A 17,683-nucleotide genomic window follows, 5' to 3' on the forward strand; every position below is an offset into this window, starting at 1 on the left:
TCAAATGGTAGCTACGCGCGCCGCGCCTCCAACAGGCGCAGCCAGAACTCGCTGACCGCCGGGAAAGCTGGCACGGCGTGCCAGAGGGTGGACAGCGGCACCCCGCCGACCACGGCGATCGTCGCCGCGTGCAATTGCTCGCCCACGTCGGGCCCCACGAAGGTGGCGCCGAGCAGCGTGTCGGTGGCGCGGTCGATCACCAGTTTCGCGTGGCCCGCGTAGTCGTCCCGGGACAACGCCGACCCGGCCACGTCGATGTCGAGTTCGACGGTCTCCACCGAGTGCCCCGCGTCCCTGGCCACCGCCTCGGTCAGGCCGACCGCCGCGACCTCCGGCGCGGTGAACACCACTTGCGGCACCTTGCCGTGATCGGAACTCGCCACGAACCGCGGATCCTCCAGCGGCTTGCCCTCGGCCCGCGCGGCGATCACGTCGCCGCACACCCGACCCTGGTACTTGCCCATGTGCGTGAGCGCGGCGCGGTGGTTGAGGTCGCCGACCACATACAGCCACTCGCCCTCGACATCGCGCGCGGTGAGGTGGTCGTCGACCGCGATGTAACCGTCGGACAGCCCGACCGCGTCCAGGCCCAGCCCTTTCGTGGCGGGTGCGCGTCCGGCCGCCACCACGATCTCGTCCACCTCCAGCGCCGACTCGCCTTCGGGACCGCGCAACCGGACCGTGACGGGACCGCCGTGGATCCGGCCTTCACCGGTGTCCTTCGCGACCGGGCGCTCGACGGAGGTGGGCTCGGTGCGGAAACGCACTCGCACGCCCGCGTCGGTCAGCGCCGCCGCCACCCGTTCGCCCGCGAACGGCTCGTTGGCGGCCAGCAGCGCCGAGCCGCGCACCAGCAGGGTGACCTCGGCCCCGAGCGCGGCCAGCCAGGTCGCCGCCTCACTGGCCACCACGCCGCCGCCGACCACGGCGACCCGGCGCGGGACCTCGTGCAGATTGGTGGCGTCGCGGGAGGTCCACGGCAGCGCGGCGCGCAGGCCGGGCACATCGGGCACGTTCGCGGTGGTGCCGGTGGCGAGCACCACGGCATGCCGGGCGCGCAACTGCCGCCCGTCGACCTCGACCGAGCGCGTGCCGGTCAGGCGGCCGGTGCCGCGAACCACGTCGATGTGGTTGCCGCGCGCCCAGTCGACCTGGGCGGAATCGTCATGGTCGTGCACGAAGGCGTCGCGCCGCCGCAGCACCGCCTCGACGTCGAGGCCGGTGGCCGAAACGCCCGGCATCGCCCGCGCGGCCGCCAGGACGTGGCCCGGTCGCAACAGCGCTTTGCTCGGGATGCAGGCCCAATAGGAACATTCGCCGCCGATGAGTTCACGCTCCACGATGGCGGCCGTGCGGTCGCTGCCCGCGACGGCGTAGGCGGCGGCGTTCTCGCCCGCCGGTCCGCCGCCGATCACGATGACGTCGTAGTCGGTCGGTGTGCTCGACATCGCCCGCGCCTACTGCAGGTAGCCCTCGACCTGCGAGACCGTATTGGCTTGGACCGCGTCCGGGGATTGGCCCTGATCGATCCGCGCCCGGCGGTGACGGAGCAGGTCCCAGGCCTGATCCAGCATCACTTCCAGTTCGGCCAGGCGCTGGCGTTCGGTCCTCGGGTCCAATTCGCCGCGAGTCGCCTGCGAGCGCAGCTGGTGCTCCTGGTCGACCAGTTCCTTGATCCGCGCCAAGATGTCCTGTTCGCTCATGGTCCGTCCTTTCCGGCATGTGCGGGGCTCCGCGTGATCACGCTGCGCTGCCGCCTCCGGGCCTGTTCGCTGACCCCGACCATGCTACGGCCGGGCGAGGCACGCGGCGGCCTTCGGGACGGCCGCGGCGAGTTCCGGCCAGGACAGCGCCGTGTAGCCGAGCGCGACGCCGAAGTGGTCCCGGCGCGATCCGAGGTGATGTCTGGCCAACCCGTCCAGCGCGACACCGTGCGCCAGGCCTTCCGCGACCACGCGCAGCTCGTCCTCGGCCGACTCCACCGGCACGACGACGTGCGAACCCGCGTCGTCGCCGAGCACGCCGAGTCCGCGGCGGCGCAGTTCGGTCACCACCAGCGCCCGGCGCGGCGGCAGCATGCGGCGCAGCCTGCGCAGGTGCCTGGCCAGATCACCGTGTGCGGCGAAAGCGGCGAGCACGCGCTGGCCCGCCGTGCTCGGGCCGGTGCCGGTGCGCTCGCGGTGGGCGAGCACCGCCCCGGCTATCTCCGGAGCGGCGAGCAACCAGCCGACACCGAGACTGGGGGACAGGATCTTGCTAGTCGTGCCCAGGTGGACGACGACGTCCGGAGCCATGGTGGCCAGCAGCGGCAGCGGCGCGGTGTCGTAGCGCAATTCGCCGTCGTAGTCGTCCTCGATGACCAAGATCCCGGAGCGGCGCGCATGCTCCACCAGCTCGACCCGTCGCGCGGCGGGCATCCGCGCGCCGAGTGGGAATTGATGCGCCGGAGTGCAGTACACCGCTTTGATCCGGGACGGCAGCGCGTCGACGCGCAGTCCGTGCGCGTCGACGGGAACCGGGACGACCTCGAGACCGGCCGCCGCGAATGCCCCTGCGGCGCGCTGATAGCCGGGATCCTCCATGGCGACGGCATCGCCCGGCCGCAGCAGCGCCACGGCCAATTCGCCTACGGCGGAACTGGTTCCCGCCGTCGCGAGCAGCACGGTGTCGCTGCCCGCGCCGATCCCGCGGTGGCGCAGCAGATGCTCGGTGACCGCCGTGCGGAACTCCGGTTCGCCCGCGCGGTCCTTGCGCACGAGCGGGGAGTGATCCGCCGCGGCGCGCCAGGCGCGGCGCCACGCGGCCGGATCGATGGCGTCGACGCACGGCGCACCGGGGGCTAGGTCGAACAGCTGCGGCGCGGCGTCGGTGTCGTCCACGGGGTCGGTGCGCGCGGGCGCGGCGGCCGGTGCGGTCGTCAGGTAGGTTCCGGAGCCGCGTCTGCCGTCGAGCCAGCCCTCCGCGTGCAATTGGTCGTAGGCGGCGGCGACCACGGTGCGGCTCACGCCGAGCCGCCCGGCCAGCGCGCGAGTGGACGGCAACCGGTCGCCGCCGCGCAGCGGCCCGCTGGTCGCCGCGCGGCGCAGTTGGTCGGCGATCTGCACCGACAGCGGTCGCGCCAGGTCGCGATCGAGGTCGAGGGGAAGGTCGTCCAGCACGGCGCCTCCTCGAAGTGGACTGCTGAGAATCATTTGAATTGGCACTTTGATAATGCCATTAGCGGATCGATGCTGGGTTCGTGACCGAAACAGTCAGCCCACGGGCTCCCCTCTCGCCGACGCCGCGCAGCACGCCGACCCGGCTGACCGACCGTGCCCGCACCGATCGCGCCGACTTGGACGCGGTGCTCGACGCCGGGCTGATCTGCCACTTCGGTGTGCTGCTCGGCGGCACGCCGGTCGTGTTGCCGACCGCCTACGGCCGCGACGGCGACACGCTCTACCTGCACGGCTCCACCGGCGCGGGAAACCTGCGCGCGGCGCTCGCCGCCGACATCTCGGTGGCGGTGACCTTGGTCGACGGCGTGGTCTACGCGCGTTCGGCCATGCACTTCTCGATGAACTACCGCTCCGCGGTCGTGCTCGGCCGGGTGCGGGAGGTGACCGAGCACGACGAACGCCTGCACGGGCTGCGCGTGATCGTCGAGCACGCCGCGCCGGGCGCGTGGTCGCGTGTGCGGCCCCCGAGCAAGAAGGAGCTCGCCGCCACGAAGGTGCTCGCTCTCGACCTCACCGAGGCGTCGGTGAAGGTCCGTGCGGGCGGCCCGAAGGACGACCCGTCGGACATCGACAACGGCGGCGTGTGGGCCGGTGTCCTCCCGCTGCGCCAAATGTGGGGCGCCCCGATCGACTCCACGGACCTGGACTCCGGCGTCCCGGTCCCCGCGGACGTCCTGGAGCGCGCGGCCTCCGTCCGCTGACCACTTGGGGGGGTGTGGACGACGAGCACGAGTCCGGAGGTGGCGGCGAGATCGACCGCTGAGCGTGAACGGCCGCTCGCGTTTCGTGCGCGTCACAGCGGGTGCGGCGCGTCGATCGGCTGCGCGGGCGTGGACTCGTGGCGGGCCGAGGCGGCTGGGCGGCAGGCGAGCAGCGCCGCGAAGGCCAGCAGCCAGATGCTCCACAGCACATAGCCCACGAAGTTGGTCTGCGCCATGAGCGGGATGTCCAGCGGGACGAGTACTCCGCTGAGCACCAGGACGGCGCAGACGTAACCGAGCACGCTCCACGCCGCGGGCATTCTGTGCCGCAACGCGATGGCGACCAGGGCCGTCCACGCGGCGGTGAGGGTGTATCCGGCCGTCTCGCCGAGGCCGGTGCCGAGCACCGCGCCCAGCACCTCGAAAGTGCGCACGGCCGAGGAGCCGGGGCCTTCCTCGGCGGCCCGCGCCGCCAGCGCCGGAACCGCGACGGGCCAGCGCAGCAAGCCGATCGCCTGCACGGCGGCGGCCGCGACGCCCGCCGCGACGGCGGCGCGCATGGCCGGTGCGCGGTCCAGCCTGCCGATCAGCACCGCCAGCGGCGCCAGTGCGGCGGCTGCGACGGCCAGCACGACGAACCAGGCGACGACGGCGGTTTGGTTGTGCCGGAACAGGGCGAGCACTCCGGCCGCGGGTTCGCGTAACACGTGCGGATAGTCGAAGGCCGAGCCGAGTCCGGCGAAGGCGACGTTCAGGGTGATCGGCGCGGCCACCAGCAGGGCGATGGTGGGCCAGGGGCGTGCGGGCATGGCGTCTCAATTCTGACTGTACGGGGTACAGGTAGCTGTACGGGGTACAGTCAACCGCGTGGCAACGGCGAAGTCAACACCAGGAGAACGCAGGACCAGGCCCGAGCGACGGGCGTTCAGCGACACGCAGATCGTCGATGCCGCCATGGAACTCATGGACGAGGGCGGTGTCGCCGCGGTGTCGATCCGATCGGTCGCGACTCGGCTGGGCGTGAATCCGAACGCGGTCTACACCTACGTCGCGAGCCGGGCCGACCTGGAGCGCGCGGTGGTCGAACGGGTGCTCGGAGCGGTGCCGGTCGCCGTGCTCGCCGACCCGGGCGTCGAACCCCGCGCGGCCGTCCTGGAATTCGCGCGTGGACTACGAACCGAGGTGCTGAGACATCCCGCGGTGGCGGGGTTGATGATGAGCGCGCCCATGGACGGCGATGCCGCACGAGACGTCGGGGAGGCGTTGCTGAACTGTCTGGCCAGAACGGGCCTCTCCGAGGAGGACTGCGCCCGCGCGGCCTACGCCGTGATGGTGCAGGTCATCGGGTCGCTCGCCATGGAAGTCGCGGAAACCGACGGAAGACCACCGCTGGCGCCGGAATCCGAGCGGATCGCCGGGCGCGCGGCCACGTTCGACACCGTCGACGGTGATCGTTGGCCGCGCACCCGGTCGAGTGCCGCCGTGCTGGCGCAGTGGATCTCGGATGCGCAGTTCGACTGGGGACTGCGCGCGCTGCTGGACGGATTGGTGCGGCGCGACGGTCAGAACCAGAACGGGGCACCATAGCCGGTCGTTTGCGCGGTTGCCCTTTTCGAATCGGCCCGTACGGTGACAAAAGGCATGGCCGAGGCCGGTGAAAGGCAACCGCTGATATTCAACGGGGTATTGGTGTGCGCGAAAGTGTAAGGGAATTCGGATTCCCCGTCGATTTCCGCCGCGCCGACCACCGCCGCCGTGACCGAACCGGGGGCCAGATTCACCGCGAGTTCGCCGGCGACGCCCGCCTCGACGCCGATGCTGGGCTGGATGGCGACGGCGGCGCCGACGCTGACGCTCGGCGGCGCCATCAATTGCAGGGAGGGCATCATCATGTGCTGATCGGGCATGTTCATCTGCAGGGAGGGTGCCTCGAAGGTGAGGGACCCCTCCAGGCCGAAGGAGGGCGCGATCCCGGCGTTGATACCGACGCTGGGTGAGATACCGATCGAGATGCCGTTGGAGATGTCGACCGCGCAGCCGACCAGATATCCGACGGCGATCTCTCCGCCGCGCAGCGCCGTGGGGCCGTCGAGAGACACCGAGAAGTCTCCGGACACCCGCACCGAGTGCACGAACGGAATTCCCGGCGCGATGTCACCGGCGGCCGCGAAGTTGTTGGCGTTCGCCGACGCGATCAGATGCAGTCCACCGGCGTTGATCTCTCCTGGCGCGGCGCCCGCTGCGGAATCGGAAACAGCGAAAGCGCCGGTAGCGGTCACAACCACCGCGATGATCGCGGCGAGAGTACGCGAATGCCTTCGGTTCATCATGCTCCAGTCGAGTATCGATGGAATCGGAACTTCTTGCGCGAAACGGACTTGCACGGCAAATGGGTCGTCGCGGCCCTCGCTCGGCATACGCCGCAGACTTTATCGGGCAGTACCGCCGACGGCGGTGATCCTGCCGACACGGCGAGTCGGCCGACCCGACCGATCGCGGTCGTCGGCATTCGCGCGATTCGCCGTGACCGGCGAGCGAAACTATCGGATTTCATACCAGGTCGACAAAACTCACCGCTGTTCGCCGAAATTTTGCGCGTGTCGGGTGACCTCGCCGCGCGAAAATCCGTGAGTCGGCTGCGCGCCCGTGGATATGCCCGCCGCTCGGCGGGCGCACCCGTGGCTCGGCGCGTCAGTCCGCGGGATTCACCACGCGGAGGCGTGCAAGCCCGCGGAATTCACCGCGCGCACCGCCAGTTCGCGCAGCACACCGGCGGACTCGATCCGCTCCGGGTCGAGGGAGACCAAGCTCAGCACGTAATCGTCGCCGATACGGCAGAGGTAGCCCGAGAGTCGGGTGCGGGGCAGCCGAGAGCTGGTGAGGCCGGGATGGATGGCGCGAGCGGCGACGCCGGTGCAGCGGTGTGGGCCGAGTTCGAGCAACGAGGCCGGGAGCGTGCCGATATTGGAGCACAGAACGTCCCGTTCGCCCGCACCTTTGGACAGTGCGTAGGCCCAGCGGTCCGGAATCACCTGGAGGAGTTCTTCGGGCATGCCGCCCGGTGCGGACATGCGGTGCTCGTAGGCGGAACGAGCCAGTGCGCGGATCGTCGCCGGGGTGTCGGCGCGGGTGATCGCGATGCGCGTCATGGCGAGGTCGTTGTCGACGCGGGGTTCGTCGCGTGTGTCGACGGGCAGACTGGTCTCGATCGTGTCGCCGGGAAAACCGCTGTCCCGGAGCACGGTCGCGACGAGGTGGATGAACAGGCTGTTGGCCGTGCCGCCGTCGCGCGCGGCCACGCGATCCCACTCCGCAGCCGGGCATTGCAGGATCGCGCTGTGCGTCGCGTTGTCGGCTCTGCGCGTCCGCTCGTCCCGGCTCGGCGCGGCGGGTTGCCGCGGAACTCCGTGCCGTAGCGCCGCCGCGGTACCGCGCAGGACGATCGACCACTGGCGGCGGGCGTCGGCCCAATCCGATTCCCGTGCGGAGAGATCCGCCGGACGTACCCGAGCGCCGCCCAGTGCGTCGTCCACCGCGAGCACCAGCGCGCGCCCGTCGGCCAGCACGTGCGAGCACGTGAGGGAGACGACCGAACCACCGTCATCCAGCGCCGCGGTCGAAAGCCGCCACCCAGGGCCGTATTCCGGATCGAGCCCGGCGCCCTGCGCGTCGGCCCAGCCGAGCAGGTCCGCGACCGGGAGGACGCCCTCGGCGCGGCGTATCGGATACGCCCGGACATTCGGCCGCCAGGCCCGGCGAGCTCCCGGCACGCGCGGGCGAACCACTCTGCGTCCCAACGGGCCCGACCGCAACGCCTCGTGCACCCGCACCAGCAGCGCGGGGTCCACCCGGTCGGCTGTCCGCCACAGCCCCTGCAAGGCGATCGGCGTGCCGAGCCCTCGGTGGCCGCGCAGGAAGATCTCGTCGACGACGCTCAGCCGGCCCATGGGGCTCAGGCGCGAGCGCCGTGCCGGCCCGCGCCGGCCGCGAAGCGCTGCGCGCCGTCCAGCGCGCCGCCGGCCAGCGCCGTCAGCCCGTGGCGGAATTCGTTGCGCAGCGCGGACTCCTCGGTCATCCCCTCCTGCTCCAGCATCGACATCCGGTCCGAGCGCAGGCAGGTCTGTGGCAGCGCGGCCAGTTCGGCGGCAAGCGCCTCCGCCGCGCGGCGGGCTTCACCGGTGGGCACCACGCGATTCACCAGCCCGATTCGCAGCGCCTCCTCGGCGTCGACCGCGCGGCCGGTGAGCACCAGGTCCATGGCGCGGCCCGCGCCGATGATCTGCGGCAGCCGGACGGTGCCGCCGTCGATCAGCGGGACGCCCCAGCGGCGGCAGAAGACGCCGAACGTGCTGTCCTGTTCGGCGACCCGCAGATCGCACCACAACGCGAGCTCGAGCCCGCCCGCCACCGCGTAGCCGGAGACCGCGGCGATCACCGGCTTGGACAGCCGCATCCTGGTCGGTCCCATCGGGCCGTCACCGTCCTCGGCGGCCCGGTTGGAGCGCTCGGTACCGAGTGCCTTCAGGTCGGCTCCCGCGCAGAAGGTGCCGCCGTCGCCCCACAGCACCGCGACCGCCGCATCGGGGTCGGCGTCGAACTCACGGAAGGCGTCGGCCAGCGCCGCGGCGGTCGGCCCGTCCACGGCGTTGCGTGCTTCGGGCCGGTGCAGGATCACGGTCGTCACGGGGCCGTTGCGTTCGATGAGTACCGTCACGCGCTCGACCATACGCCGTAAAAGCACCCTTGTGTGAAGAAATGAATTCGTGCTTCACTTCTTGGGTGGCCTACCGCAGAACTCCCGCTGTGCAGGCCCGCCTGGACGCTCAGGCGGGGCTGATCGTGCAGGCCGCGACGAAGGTGCTTTCGCGCGGCGGCTACGCCGCGCTGTCCATGGCGGCGGTCGCGACCGAGGCGGGCTTGGCCACCGGCACCGTCTACAAGAACTTCGACGGCAAGTCCGCGTTGGTGCGGGCGGTGTTCCGGAAGGTGGTCGCCCGCGAGGTCGCCGCCGTGGCCGCGGCGGGCGCGCTCGGAACGGCCGTCGAGCGGGTCACCGCGGCCGTGGAGACCTTCGCGGGCCGCGCGCTGAAGAACCCGAACCTGGCCTACGTGCTGCTCGCCGAGCCGGTCGACGCGGCCGTGGACAGTGAACGCCTGCACTTCCGGCGGGCGTTCGCCGAGACCTTCGAATCGGCGGTGGCCGAGGGCATCGCGCGGGGCGAGATCCCGCCGCAGGACCCGAGGATCAGCGCGGCCGCGTTGGTCGGCGCGATCGGCGAGGTGCTGGTCGGGCCGCTCGCCGACGCGCCGCACGGCGAATCCGTCGTCCCCGAACTCACCGCTTTCGCGATGCGCGCACTCGGCGTGCGCGACGACCCGGGCGCGGGTGGCGCCCGGCTGGAAACAGGAGTGTCAGATGCAGACGCATGAAGTCTTCAACCAGGTGCCCGACATCGTGCCGTTCGACGTGTCGCGAAATCCGGCGCTGCTCGAGGGCCTGCACCGGGAAGGGGCGGGCTGGGCGGAAGCCGAAGTGCGAGAACTGGGCGCGCTCGCAGGCGGCGCGCAGGCGCAGGAGTGGGGCAGGCTGGCCAACGAATACCCGCCGGTGCTGCGCACGCACGACCGTTACGGGCACCGCATCGACGAGGTCGAGTTCCATCCGCACTGGCACGACCTGATGCGCGTGGCCGTCGAGCACGGCCTGCACGGCGCCCCGTGGCTGGACGACCGGCCGGGCGCGCACGTGGCGCGTGCGGCCAAGTTCTACACCTGGGGCACCGCCGACGCGGGCCACATGTGCCCGATCTCGATGACCTACGCGGTGGTCCCCGCGTTGCGGCACAACCGGGAACTGGCGGCGAAATACGAGCCGCTGCTCGGCTCCCGCGTCTACGAATTCGGGTTGCGTGAGCCGTCCACCAAGGCCGGGCTGATCGCGGGCATGTCGATGACCGAGAAGCAGGGCGGCTCGGACGTGCGCGCCAACACGACCACCGCGACGCCGCAGCCGGACGGCTCCTACCGGATCGTCGGCCACAAGTGGTTCACCTCCGCGCCGATGTCGGACATGTTCCTCACCCTGGCGCAGGCGCCCGGCGGCCTGTCCTGTTTCCTGCTGCCCCGGGTGCTGCCGGACGGCACCCGCAACCCGATCCGCATCCAGCGACTGAAGGACAAGCTGGGCAACAAGTCCAATGCCTCTTCGGAGATCGAGTACGAGAACGCCTCGGGCTGGCTGGTCGGCGCGGAGGGCGCGGGCGTCAAGACCATCATCGAGATGGTGAACATGACCAGGCTGGACTGCGTGATCGGCTCCGCGACCGGTATGCGGGCGGGCGCGGTGTACGCCGTGCACCACGCGCGGCACCGGAAAGTATTCGGCGCCGAGCTGATCGACCAGCCCGCCATGCGCAACGTGCTGGCCGACCTGGTGATCGAGTCCGACGCCGCGACCACCGTCATGATGCGGCTGGCCGGGGCCACCGACCGGGCGGGCGGCGATCCGGCCGAGGCGGCACTGCGGCGCATCGCGCTCGCGGTCACCAAGTACTGGGTGTGCAAGCGGGCGCCCGCGCATGCGGCCGAGGCGCTGGAATGCTTCGGCGGCAACGGATATGCCGAGGAATCCGGTATGCCACGGCTGTACCGGGAGGCGCCGCTGATGTCGATCTGGGAGGGGTCGGGCAATGTCGCCGCGCTGGACGCGCTGCGTGCCATGGGGCGTCAGCCGGAGACGGTCGAGGCGTACTTCAACGAAGTGTCGCTCGCCAAGGGCGAGAATCCGCGCCTGGACGACGCGATCGCCCGGGTCGGCAAGGAGTTGTCGGATCTCAACGACATCGAGTACCGCGCGAGGCGCGTCGTCGAACTCATGGCGCTGGTGCTGCAAGGCGCGCAGCTGGTCCGGCACGGTCATCCCGCCGTCGCCGACGCGTTCTGCGCGACCCGGCTCGGCGACGACTGGGGCATCGCGTTCGGCACGCTGCCCACCGGCGTCGACACCGGCGCGATCATCGAACGGGCATTCGTCTGAGCTTGCCGAGCAACCGGGGACCGGTTCGGGTGAAGCGGTCCCCGGAGGCGAGGTGTCCGAATCGGCCCAGGAGACCCCGCGCCGCAGATCTCAGAGGGCGTCGAGCCAGGTGAACATGTGGTGGAGCAGGGTGGAACGGGCGCCATAGGCGCAGTGCTCCCCGGCGCCATCGACACTATGCAGGGGAACCAACGTTGTGGGGCAGGTCAATTCGCGGTGTAGGCGCTCGGGCTGGCCCGCGAAGAAGTGGTCGTTGTCCGGGGCGAAGATGAGGGTGGGCGCCGTGATGCGATCGGCGAGGCCGTCGAGGGTGTATTCCCTTGTGCGGCGCAGGTATTCGGAAATGGTGGCGGTGCCGAAGGACCACGGGCCGTTGCGCAGCGCCCACCGTGTGCCGGTGTGGTTGGCCATCATCAGATGTGCGACCGGATCCGCGACGTCATCGCGGCCTGCCATGACCCACTCGGCGGCGACGGCCGGGATGCTCGCGAAGTTCACGTCGTAGTAGCTGTAGATGCCGCCGTCGAGAATCAGCCCGGCGACGCGGTGTTCGAAGGCGGCGGCCCGCGGGGTCAGGAAGCCGCCCAGGCTGTAGCCGTACAGGTAGACGTGCTCGGCGTCCACTTCTGCCCGCGTCAACGCGTAGTCCACGACCGGGGTGAGGACCGCTTCCCAGTCGGGGCGGAAGAACAATCGCTGATGCCGCAACGCGGCACCCTGGCCGGGGCCGTCGTAGGCGAGGACGTTGTAGCCGCGCGGCAGTGCCGCGGCCGCGAGGGCGAAGTACGCCTCCTCGGCCGGGGAATCGAAGCCGCTGGTGAGAATGATGGTCGGCCGGGGTGCGCCGGAGTCGTCGGCCAGGAACAGCAGGCCGGGCAGATGGGTGTCCTGGTAAGGGATCTCGACTGCCTCAACGGGCGTGTCCATGAGTTGGGCGGCTTCGGCGAAGGTGTCCTGGGCCCGTGCGAACAGGTCCTTCGCGACGGGATCGTCGAACGGATCGTCGCGGCGGAAGAACTCGGCGGTGCGGTAGTAGTTCGAGGCGCGCAGCAGCGCCTGTCTACCTCCGAGCGCGCGCGCCCGGTCTCCCGCGACGGTCCACTGTGTGCACCATGCCTCCTCGTCACCGTCGGGAACGGCGCGTGCGACAGCCAGCACCTCGCCGAGATCGGCGCCGCCGAACTCGGCGAAGCAGGCGGTCCGCAGCGCCTCGAAGGCAAAGGACTCGTCATCGAACAGGAACTTCACCGGAATCTCCTACGTCTATCCGACTACGTCAACACGATGGCGTATCGACGTTGAAACCGTAGATTACAACTACGTGTAAACGCAACCGTATCGTCGTGGCATGATGGGGGCATGACAGCCGAACGACGCCGTCCCGCCGGGGCCGCCGTAATGCAACCGCAGGTGACGGAGGCCATCACCGAAGCGGTGCTCGCCGAATTGGCGGAGGTCGGCTACGGCCGGCTCTCGATGGAGGCGGTGGCGCGGCGGGCCGGCGTCAGCAAGCCGACGGTCTACCGGCGTTGGCGATCGAAGGAGGAGATGGTGGCCGCTCTCGCCTCGACTCTGGCGGTCGCGGCCGCCGAGACTCCGGACACCGGCACCCTGCGCGGTGATGTCCGGGCCTATCTGGAGTTGGCGGCGGGCATGCTGTCCCATCCGTTGGCGGCCAGGGTCATTCCCGATCTGTTGGCGGAGGCATCGCGCAATCCGACACTGGCGCAGTCGCTTCTGGTCGGTGCGCGGGACACGCGGCGCGAGCGGGCCGCCGATATGCTGCGGCGGGCTATCGCCCGTGGCGAGCTGCCCGTGGATCTGAACCTCGATCTGGCGCTGGACATGCTCGCCGGACCGCTTTATTGGCGGCTGATGATCGTGGGAATTCCGATCGAGCCGGACTATTTGGGCCGGCTCACAGACCTGCTCATCGCGGGTTGGCGAGGCTGAGTCCTGCCTCTCAGGCGGGGCGGGTCAGCACGCGTTCGACCAACGCGGTGTCGCAGTACTCGACCACCTCGCGCAGTTTTCCTTCGGCGACCCGGAAGATGAAGCAGTAGGTCTGGTTGTAGGTCTCTCCGCGCGTGGTCACAGCCTCGGCGCGGGCCTGCACGACGACGCGGTCGTCCTCTGCGACGATCGTCTCTGCCGCGGAGCGGTATTCGGCGAACTGAGCCATCAGCGGACGCAGGAGTCCTTCCAGCACAGCTGATTTCGGCTGCCACGTACCGCTCCAGGACCAGTCGCCGGGGAAGACCCAGCGGAAGTCGTCGGCCATGGCGTCGCTGAGTGCGCGGGTGTTGCCGAGGGACATCTGCTCGAAGATCTCGGTGAGCAGCCTCTTGTTGTCGATCGCGGTCATGCCCACGACGCTAGGGCCGTCCGTGATATGCGACAAGCGACTGTCTCGCATATGTGGTATGAGCGTTGCGCATGGATGAGTTCACCGTCTCCGGTCTCCGCGTGGTGCGGGAAGCCGCCGCCTGCGGGTCCTTCTCGACGGCGGCGGAGAACCTCGGTTACACCCAGTCCGCGGTGTCCAGGCAGATCGCGCTCATGGAGCGGGCGGCGGGCCGCGCGCTGTTCGAGCGACACGCCCGCGGCGTGCAGCCCACCGAGGCGGGGCGGATCGTGCTGCGGCACGCGGACGTGATCCTCGGCGAACTGGAGCAGGCCCGGCACGACATCCGTCATCTCACGGCGCGCCCGGCGGGCCGCCTGCGCGTCGGTGCGTTCTCCACCGCGATGGCCGCCTTGGTGCCCGGGGCGATCTCCGCGACCCGTGACCGGCAGGTGCGGATCTCGCTGCGCGAGGGGCTCAGTCCCAGACTGCTCACCGCCGTCTCGCGCGGACGCCTCGACCTCGCCGTGGTGACCGCGCCGGACCCCTTGCCCTCCGGCGTGGAGATCGAACCCCTGGTGGACGATCCGTTGCTGGTCGCGGTCCCGCCCACGCATCCGCTCGCGGGCGCCACCAGCGCGACCCCCGAGGTATTGCGCGATGAGCGATGGATCGCGGGCAGCCAGGAGCCGTCCGCCACCCTCCTCGGTGCTTGGCGCGACCCGGACTGGGAGCCGGACATCGCGTTCGTCGCGCGTGATTGGTTCGCCAAACTCGGTCTCGTCGCGGCCGGACTCGGTATCACGGTGGTCCCCGGCATCGCCGTCCCCGTGCTGCCGCCGACCGTCGCGCTGCTGCGCATCGACCATCCCGCCGCGGTTCGGCGCACGGTCATCGCGCATCGTGGCGACCGCGGAGCCGCCGATTCGCGCGGCGTGTTCGCCGAAGCGCTGCGCGACCGAGCGGCCGACTTGTCCGCCCAGGTACGCCAGCGCCTTCGCTGATCGCCGCGTTGTTCTCGTGGACCGGAACCACGGGGGCAGCGCCACGAACGGACACGGCGACAAGCCCGCGCCGCATACGCGTCCGCTCCCGCCCTCTTGGAGCGTGATCCGCCCCTTGCCCAGCTGGAGCCGGGCAAGCGCGCGCGGCATCACTCTGTGGACGAGTGTGGATACCTTTGCGAGGCGCGAGCGCCGGTCAGCGGAAGTGGCGATCCGAAGCGGTGGACCGCCGGTAGGGTGGCGGCGGTGGCAGGGCAGTTCGTCGACAGACCGTTGAGCTGGTTGGTCCGGCGGGTGCTGGATCGGGCCGGGCGGGGAAGGTATCTGGTCGGCATCACGGGGCCGCCCGGCGCGGGCAAATCCGCCTTGTCGATCGCGTTGCGCGACGCGATCAATACCGAGGCGGGCGGAGCGGTCGCCGAAATCGCGCCCATGGACGGGTTCCACCTGTCCAACGACGTCCTGCGGGCGGCAGGAAGCTCTGCGCGCAAGGGTGAGCCGGACACTTTCGATGTCGACGGTTACGTTTCGGAGCTGCGCCGCCTGCGCACCACGCCGGTAGGCGAGCCGGTGCCGTGGCCCACCTTCGACCGGTCCATTGATGCCCCGGTTCCCGGTGGCGTGGTGTTCGACCGGCAGTCCATCGTCCTCACCGAGGGCAACTACCTACTGCTCGATGACTTCGGGACGCGGCGGTGGTCCGCGGTTCACCCATTGCTGGACGAGTGCTGGTACCTGGACGCCGCGCGCGACGTGATCGAGAATCGCCTGCTGGACCGGCACATTCGCGGTGGCCGCACCCCCGCGGCGGCACACGACAAAGTGCACCACAGCGACTTGCGCAACGCTGACCTGGTCGCGACCACCCGCGAGCGCGCCGACCTCTTGCTGCGCTGGCATGCGGGAGGCTATGCGGTGGCCGGTCCGCCCCGGGCATCAGCAGTCGATCCGAGCATCTTGTAGCCGACGCATCCCTGGGATCGCAACGCGCATCGTCCGGCGCGTGCGGCGTCTCTTGCGCTCCACCTGGGCCGATGATGGAGGAATGACGGAGAATCGCGCAGTCGGCAGGTTGTCGCGTGCCTTGCACAACCTGCTGGCCGTGGTGTGCGCTCTGCTGTTCTACTACTTCCTGCCGCTGAAGGCTTTGCATCTGGGCCGGTTGTCCGGCGTGTCGGCGCTGCTCGCGTTCGTCGTCGGCGTCGCGGGCTTGATCTGGCTGGCCCGGTGGCGCATCCGGCGGTACATCATGGATCCGCGCGCGACCGTCGGGCGCATCAACGACGTGCTGCTCGTGGTCTGCGTCGTAGTCACGTTCTTCGCCCTGTACTACTACGTGCTGGAATCGCGCGCACCCGGCCAGTTCGAGGGCCTGCACACGCGGACCGACGCGCTCTACTACACGATGGTCACGCTGGGCACGATCGGCTACGGCGACGTGCACGCGGTCGGGACCGCCGCCAAGGTGGCCACCATGGTGCAGGTCGCCTTCGACCTGGGCGTCATCGGCATCCTGATCGCGATATCGACCTCACACATCATCCAGCAGTTGGACGAGGCGCAACGCAACCGTCCCACGGGCGGCGGCAACTAGCGCCGAGCGTCGCACGCGATCAGCGGTTGGCGCGGTACCAGCGAATGAGCGAATCAGTCGACGAGTCGTCCTGCGGTTCGGGCTCTTCCGCCGACGTGAGCAGCGGCGCCAAGGCGAGCGCCTGCTGTTTGCCGAGTTCGACACCCCACTGGTCGAAACTGTCGATGCCCCAGATCGTGCCCTCCACGAACACCTGATGCTCGTAGAGCGCGATCAGCTGACCGACGACCGACGGGGTGAGTCGCGGCGCGAGGATGGTGGTGGAGGGACGGTTGCCCGGCATCACCTTGTGCGGCACGATCGCCGGATCGGTGCCCTCGGCGGCGATCTCCTCCGCGGTCTTCCCGAAGGCGAGCACTTTGGTCTGCGCGAACAGATTGCTCATCAGGATGTCGTGCATGCTGCCGGTGCCGTCGCTGGTCGCCAGATCGTCGGTGGGCTGGGCGAATCCGATGAAATCCGCCGGAATGAGGCGGGTGCCCTGGTGCAGCAATTGGTAGAAGGCGTGCTGGCCGTTGGTGCCCGACTCGCCCCAGAAGATCTCGCCGGTGGAGGTGGAGACCGGGGTGCCGTCGGCGCGGACCGACTTCCCGTTCGACTCCATGGTCAACTGCTGGAGGTAGGCGGGAAAGCGGGCCAGATCGTTCGAGTACGGCAGCACCGCATGCGATTCCGCCCCGAAGAAATTCGAGTACCAGACACCGAGCAGGCCGAGCAGCACCGGAGCGTTCGCCTCCAGCGGCGCCTCGGCGAAGTGCCGATCCACCGCGTGCATACCGGCGAGGAACTCCGCGAAGCGCTCCTTGCCGACGGTCGCCATCACCGACAGGCCGATCGCGGAGTCCACCGAGTAGCGGCCGCCGACCCAGTCCCAGAAACCGAACATGTTCGCGGTGTCGATGCCGAACCTCGCGACCCGCTCGGCATTGGTGGACACCGCGACGAAGTGCTTGGCCACGGCGTCCTCACCGAGCGCGGCGACCAGCCAGCGCCGGGCCGCGGTCGCGTTGGTGAGCGTCTCCAGGGTGGAGAAGGTCTTGGACGCGACGATGAACAGGGTGGTGGCCGGGTCGAGCCCGGCCAGCTTCGCGACCAGGTCGGCGGGATCGACGTTGGAGACGAACCTGGCGCCGATGCCCGCGTCCTCGTAGTGCCGCAGCGCCTGGTGCACCATGACCGGACCCAGATCCGATCCGCCGATGCCGATGTTGACCACCGTCGTGATGCGCTCGCCGGTCGCTCCCCGCCACGCGCCGGAGCGCAGCGCGTCGGTGAACTCGCCCATCCGCCGCAGCACCTCGTGCACCTCGGCGCCCGCGTCGACGCCGTCGATGACCATGGTCTCGCCTTCGGGCAACCGCAGCGCGACGTGGCCGACCGCGCGGTCCTCGGAGGTGTTGATGTGCTCGCCACGGAACATCGCGTCGCGACGATCGGGCACGCCCGCCTCGCGCGCCAATTCCACCAGCAGATGCAGGGTTTCGCGGTTCACGCGGTGCTTGCTGTAGTCGATGCGCAGGTCCGCCACCTGGACGGTCAGCTCGCTGCCCCGGGCCGGGTCGTCGGCGAAGAACTCCCTCAGGTGTCGTCCCGCGACGGTGCCGTGGTGATCGTGCAGTTTCCGCCATGCCGCCGTCGCGGTGATGTCGCTGCTCACGTTCGCCGAGACTACAAGCAGGCACCGCCGCGCGCACGGCTGCGGGCGCGGAGAGTCGGTCGAATCGGCGTCGAAGGTGGACACCCGTTGCCACACCGGACTTACCCCGACCGTGCACACGAGGGCGCA

18 protein-coding genes are annotated in these 17,683 nt (G+C 70.1%); 8 read left to right on the forward strand and 10 right to left on the reverse strand.

The window, feature by feature from the left end:
- Nucleotides 1-11 precede the first annotated feature (11 nt).
- The 3 genes from ACL03I_RS06195 to pdxR form a co-directional block, all read right to left on the reverse strand.
- Complete coding sequence (locus ACL03I_RS06195) at nt 12-1,448, reverse strand: dihydrolipoyl dehydrogenase family protein (RefSeq protein WP_412805338.1); 1,437 nt, start codon at nt 1,446-1,448, stop codon at nt 12-14.
- A gap of 9 nt (nt 1,449-1,457) precedes the next feature.
- On the reverse strand, nt 1,458-1,703 hold the full coding sequence (locus ACL03I_RS06200; protein WP_355074698.1) for a DUF2630 family protein: 246 nt from the start codon (nt 1,701-1,703) through the stop codon (nt 1,458-1,460).
- An 84-nt stretch (nt 1,704-1,787) separates the two neighbouring features.
- The gene (pdxR, locus tag ACL03I_RS06205; RefSeq protein ID WP_412805339.1) at nt 1,788-3,158 is read right to left on the reverse strand and encodes a MocR-like pyridoxine biosynthesis transcription factor PdxR; all 1,371 of its coding nucleotides are present in this window, start codon (nt 3,156-3,158) and stop codon (nt 1,788-1,790) included.
- Nucleotides 3,159-3,238: 80 nt separating this feature from the next.
- Between pdxR and ACL03I_RS06210 the strand changes: the two genes are divergently transcribed.
- Complete coding sequence (locus tag ACL03I_RS06210; protein ID WP_412805340.1) at nt 3,239-3,919, forward strand: pyridoxamine 5'-phosphate oxidase family protein; 681 nt, start codon at nt 3,239-3,241, stop codon at nt 3,917-3,919.
- 92 nt (nt 3,920-4,011) lie between these two features.
- On the opposite strand, the gene ACL03I_RS06215 is transcribed toward ACL03I_RS06210, so the two are convergent.
- Entirely contained in the window at nt 4,012-4,728 is a 717-nt protein-coding gene (locus ACL03I_RS06215) for a DUF4386 family protein (RefSeq protein WP_412805341.1), read from the reverse strand.
- Nucleotides 4,729-4,786: 58 nt separating this feature from the next.
- Between ACL03I_RS06215 and ACL03I_RS06220 the strand changes: the two genes are divergently transcribed.
- Complete coding sequence (locus tag ACL03I_RS06220; RefSeq protein WP_412805342.1) at nt 4,787-5,506, forward strand: TetR/AcrR family transcriptional regulator; 720 nt, start codon at nt 4,787-4,789, stop codon at nt 5,504-5,506.
- Here the strand turns inward: ACL03I_RS06220 and ACL03I_RS06225 are convergent.
- The 3 genes from ACL03I_RS06225 to ACL03I_RS06235 form a co-directional block, all read right to left on the reverse strand.
- Nucleotides 5,482-6,249, reverse strand: coding sequence for an MspA family porin (locus ACL03I_RS06225; RefSeq protein WP_356963807.1), 768 nt, complete (start codon nt 6,247-6,249; stop codon nt 5,482-5,484). The two genes, ACL03I_RS06220 and ACL03I_RS06225, sit on opposite strands and share 25 nt — an antisense overlap.
- A gap of 375 nt (nt 6,250-6,624) precedes the next feature.
- Complete coding sequence (locus ACL03I_RS06230; RefSeq protein ID WP_412805343.1) at nt 6,625-7,866, reverse strand: hypothetical protein; 1,242 nt, start codon at nt 7,864-7,866, stop codon at nt 6,625-6,627.
- Nucleotides 7,867-7,871: 5 nt separating this feature from the next.
- Nucleotides 7,872-8,633, reverse strand: a complete 762-nt coding sequence (locus tag ACL03I_RS06235) for a crotonase/enoyl-CoA hydratase family protein (RefSeq protein ID WP_379250708.1) — start codon at nt 8,631-8,633, stop codon at nt 7,872-7,874.
- A gap of 65 nt (nt 8,634-8,698) precedes the next feature.
- On the opposite strand from ACL03I_RS06235, the gene ACL03I_RS06240 reads away from it, so the two are divergent.
- Complete coding sequence (locus ACL03I_RS06240) at nt 8,699-9,349, forward strand: TetR/AcrR family transcriptional regulator (RefSeq protein ID WP_356963809.1); 651 nt, start codon at nt 8,699-8,701, stop codon at nt 9,347-9,349.
- Nucleotides 9,336-10,955 carry an acyl-CoA dehydrogenase family protein gene (locus ACL03I_RS06245; RefSeq protein ID WP_364428727.1) on the forward strand — a complete coding sequence of 540 codons (1,620 nt, stop codon included), beginning with the start codon at nt 9,336-9,338 and terminating at the stop codon, nt 10,953-10,955. Before ACL03I_RS06240 ends, ACL03I_RS06245 begins: the two co-directional genes overlap by 14 nt.
- Before the next feature lie 90 nt (nt 10,956-11,045).
- Here the strand turns inward: ACL03I_RS06245 and ACL03I_RS06250 are convergent, their stop codons facing one another.
- A complete protein-coding gene (locus tag ACL03I_RS06250; RefSeq protein ID WP_355074679.1) occupies nt 11,046-12,203 on the reverse strand; it encodes an alpha/beta hydrolase family protein in 1,158 nt (385 codons plus the stop codon).
- Between the two features lie 111 nt (nt 12,204-12,314).
- Here ACL03I_RS06250 and ACL03I_RS06255 point away from each other — a divergent pair, with 111 nt between their 5' ends.
- Complete coding sequence (locus ACL03I_RS06255; RefSeq protein ID WP_412805344.1) at nt 12,315-12,908, forward strand: TetR/AcrR family transcriptional regulator; 594 nt, start codon at nt 12,315-12,317, stop codon at nt 12,906-12,908.
- A gap of 10 nt (nt 12,909-12,918) precedes the next feature.
- Here ACL03I_RS06255 and ACL03I_RS06260 read toward each other — a convergent pair whose 3' ends face one another.
- Nucleotides 12,919-13,320 (reverse strand): nuclear transport factor 2 family protein, encoded by a 402-nt coding sequence (locus tag ACL03I_RS06260; protein WP_355074675.1) that lies wholly within the window; start codon nt 13,318-13,320, stop codon nt 12,919-12,921.
- Between the two features lie 71 nt (nt 13,321-13,391).
- On the opposite strand from ACL03I_RS06260, the gene ACL03I_RS06265 reads away from it, so the two are divergent.
- From ACL03I_RS06265 to ACL03I_RS06275, 3 genes are all read left to right on the forward strand, one after another.
- Nucleotides 13,392-14,303, forward strand: a complete 912-nt coding sequence (locus ACL03I_RS06265; RefSeq protein ID WP_412805345.1) for a LysR family transcriptional regulator — start codon at nt 13,392-13,394, stop codon at nt 14,301-14,303.
- Between the two features lie 246 nt (nt 14,304-14,549).
- Nucleotides 14,550-15,266 (forward strand): nucleoside/nucleotide kinase family protein, encoded by a 717-nt coding sequence (locus ACL03I_RS06270; protein WP_412805346.1) that lies wholly within the window; start codon nt 14,550-14,552, stop codon nt 15,264-15,266.
- Between the two features lie 82 nt (nt 15,267-15,348).
- Nucleotides 15,349-15,897, forward strand: a complete 549-nt coding sequence (locus ACL03I_RS06275; protein ID WP_412805347.1) for a potassium channel family protein — start codon at nt 15,349-15,351, stop codon at nt 15,895-15,897.
- Between the two features lie 19 nt (nt 15,898-15,916).
- On the opposite strand, the gene pgi is transcribed toward ACL03I_RS06275, so the two are convergent.
- Nucleotides 15,917-17,554: a glucose-6-phosphate isomerase gene (gene pgi / locus ACL03I_RS06280; protein WP_412805348.1), complete on the reverse strand. Its 1,638-nt coding sequence runs from the start codon at nt 17,552-17,554 to the stop codon at nt 15,917-15,919.
- Nucleotides 17,555-17,683 lie beyond the last annotated feature (129 nt).

This window comes from Nocardia sichangensis (genome assembly GCF_047200615.1).
Lineage (GTDB): Bacteria > Actinomycetota > Actinomycetes > Mycobacteriales > Mycobacteriaceae > Nocardia > Nocardia sichangensis.

Bases quoted from the DNA above. Each gene is read 5' to 3' on its own strand.
- ACL03I_RS06195 (WP_412805338.1), bottom strand. From the start codon at position 1,448: ATGTCGAGCACACCGACCGACTACGACGTCATCGTGATCGGCGGCGGA.
- ACL03I_RS06200 (WP_355074698.1), bottom strand. From the start codon at position 1,703: ATGAGCGAACAGGACATCTTGGCGCGGATCAAGGAACTGGTCGACCAG.
- ACL03I_RS06215 (WP_412805341.1), bottom strand. From the start codon at position 4,728: ATGCCCGCACGCCCCTGGCCCACCATCGCCCTGCTGGTGGCCGCGCCG.
- ACL03I_RS06225 (WP_356963807.1), bottom strand. From the start codon at position 6,249: ATGATGAACCGAAGGCATTCGCGTACTCTCGCCGCGATCATCGCGGTG.
- ACL03I_RS06230 (WP_412805343.1), bottom strand. From the start codon at position 7,866: ATGGGCCGGCTGAGCGTCGTCGACGAGATCTTCCTGCGCGGCCACCGA.
- ACL03I_RS06245 (WP_364428727.1), top strand. From the start codon at position 9,336: ATGCAGACGCATGAAGTCTTCAACCAGGTGCCCGACATCGTGCCGTTC.
- ACL03I_RS06255 (WP_412805344.1), top strand. From the start codon at position 12,315: ATGACAGCCGAACGACGCCGTCCCGCCGGGGCCGCCGTAATGCAACCG.
- ACL03I_RS06260 (WP_355074675.1), bottom strand. From the start codon at position 13,320: ATGACCGCGATCGACAACAAGAGGCTGCTCACCGAGATCTTCGAGCAG.
- ACL03I_RS06265 (WP_412805345.1), top strand. From the start codon at position 13,392: ATGGATGAGTTCACCGTCTCCGGTCTCCGCGTGGTGCGGGAAGCCGCC.
- ACL03I_RS06275 (WP_412805347.1), top strand. From the start codon at position 15,349: ATGACGGAGAATCGCGCAGTCGGCAGGTTGTCGCGTGCCTTGCACAAC.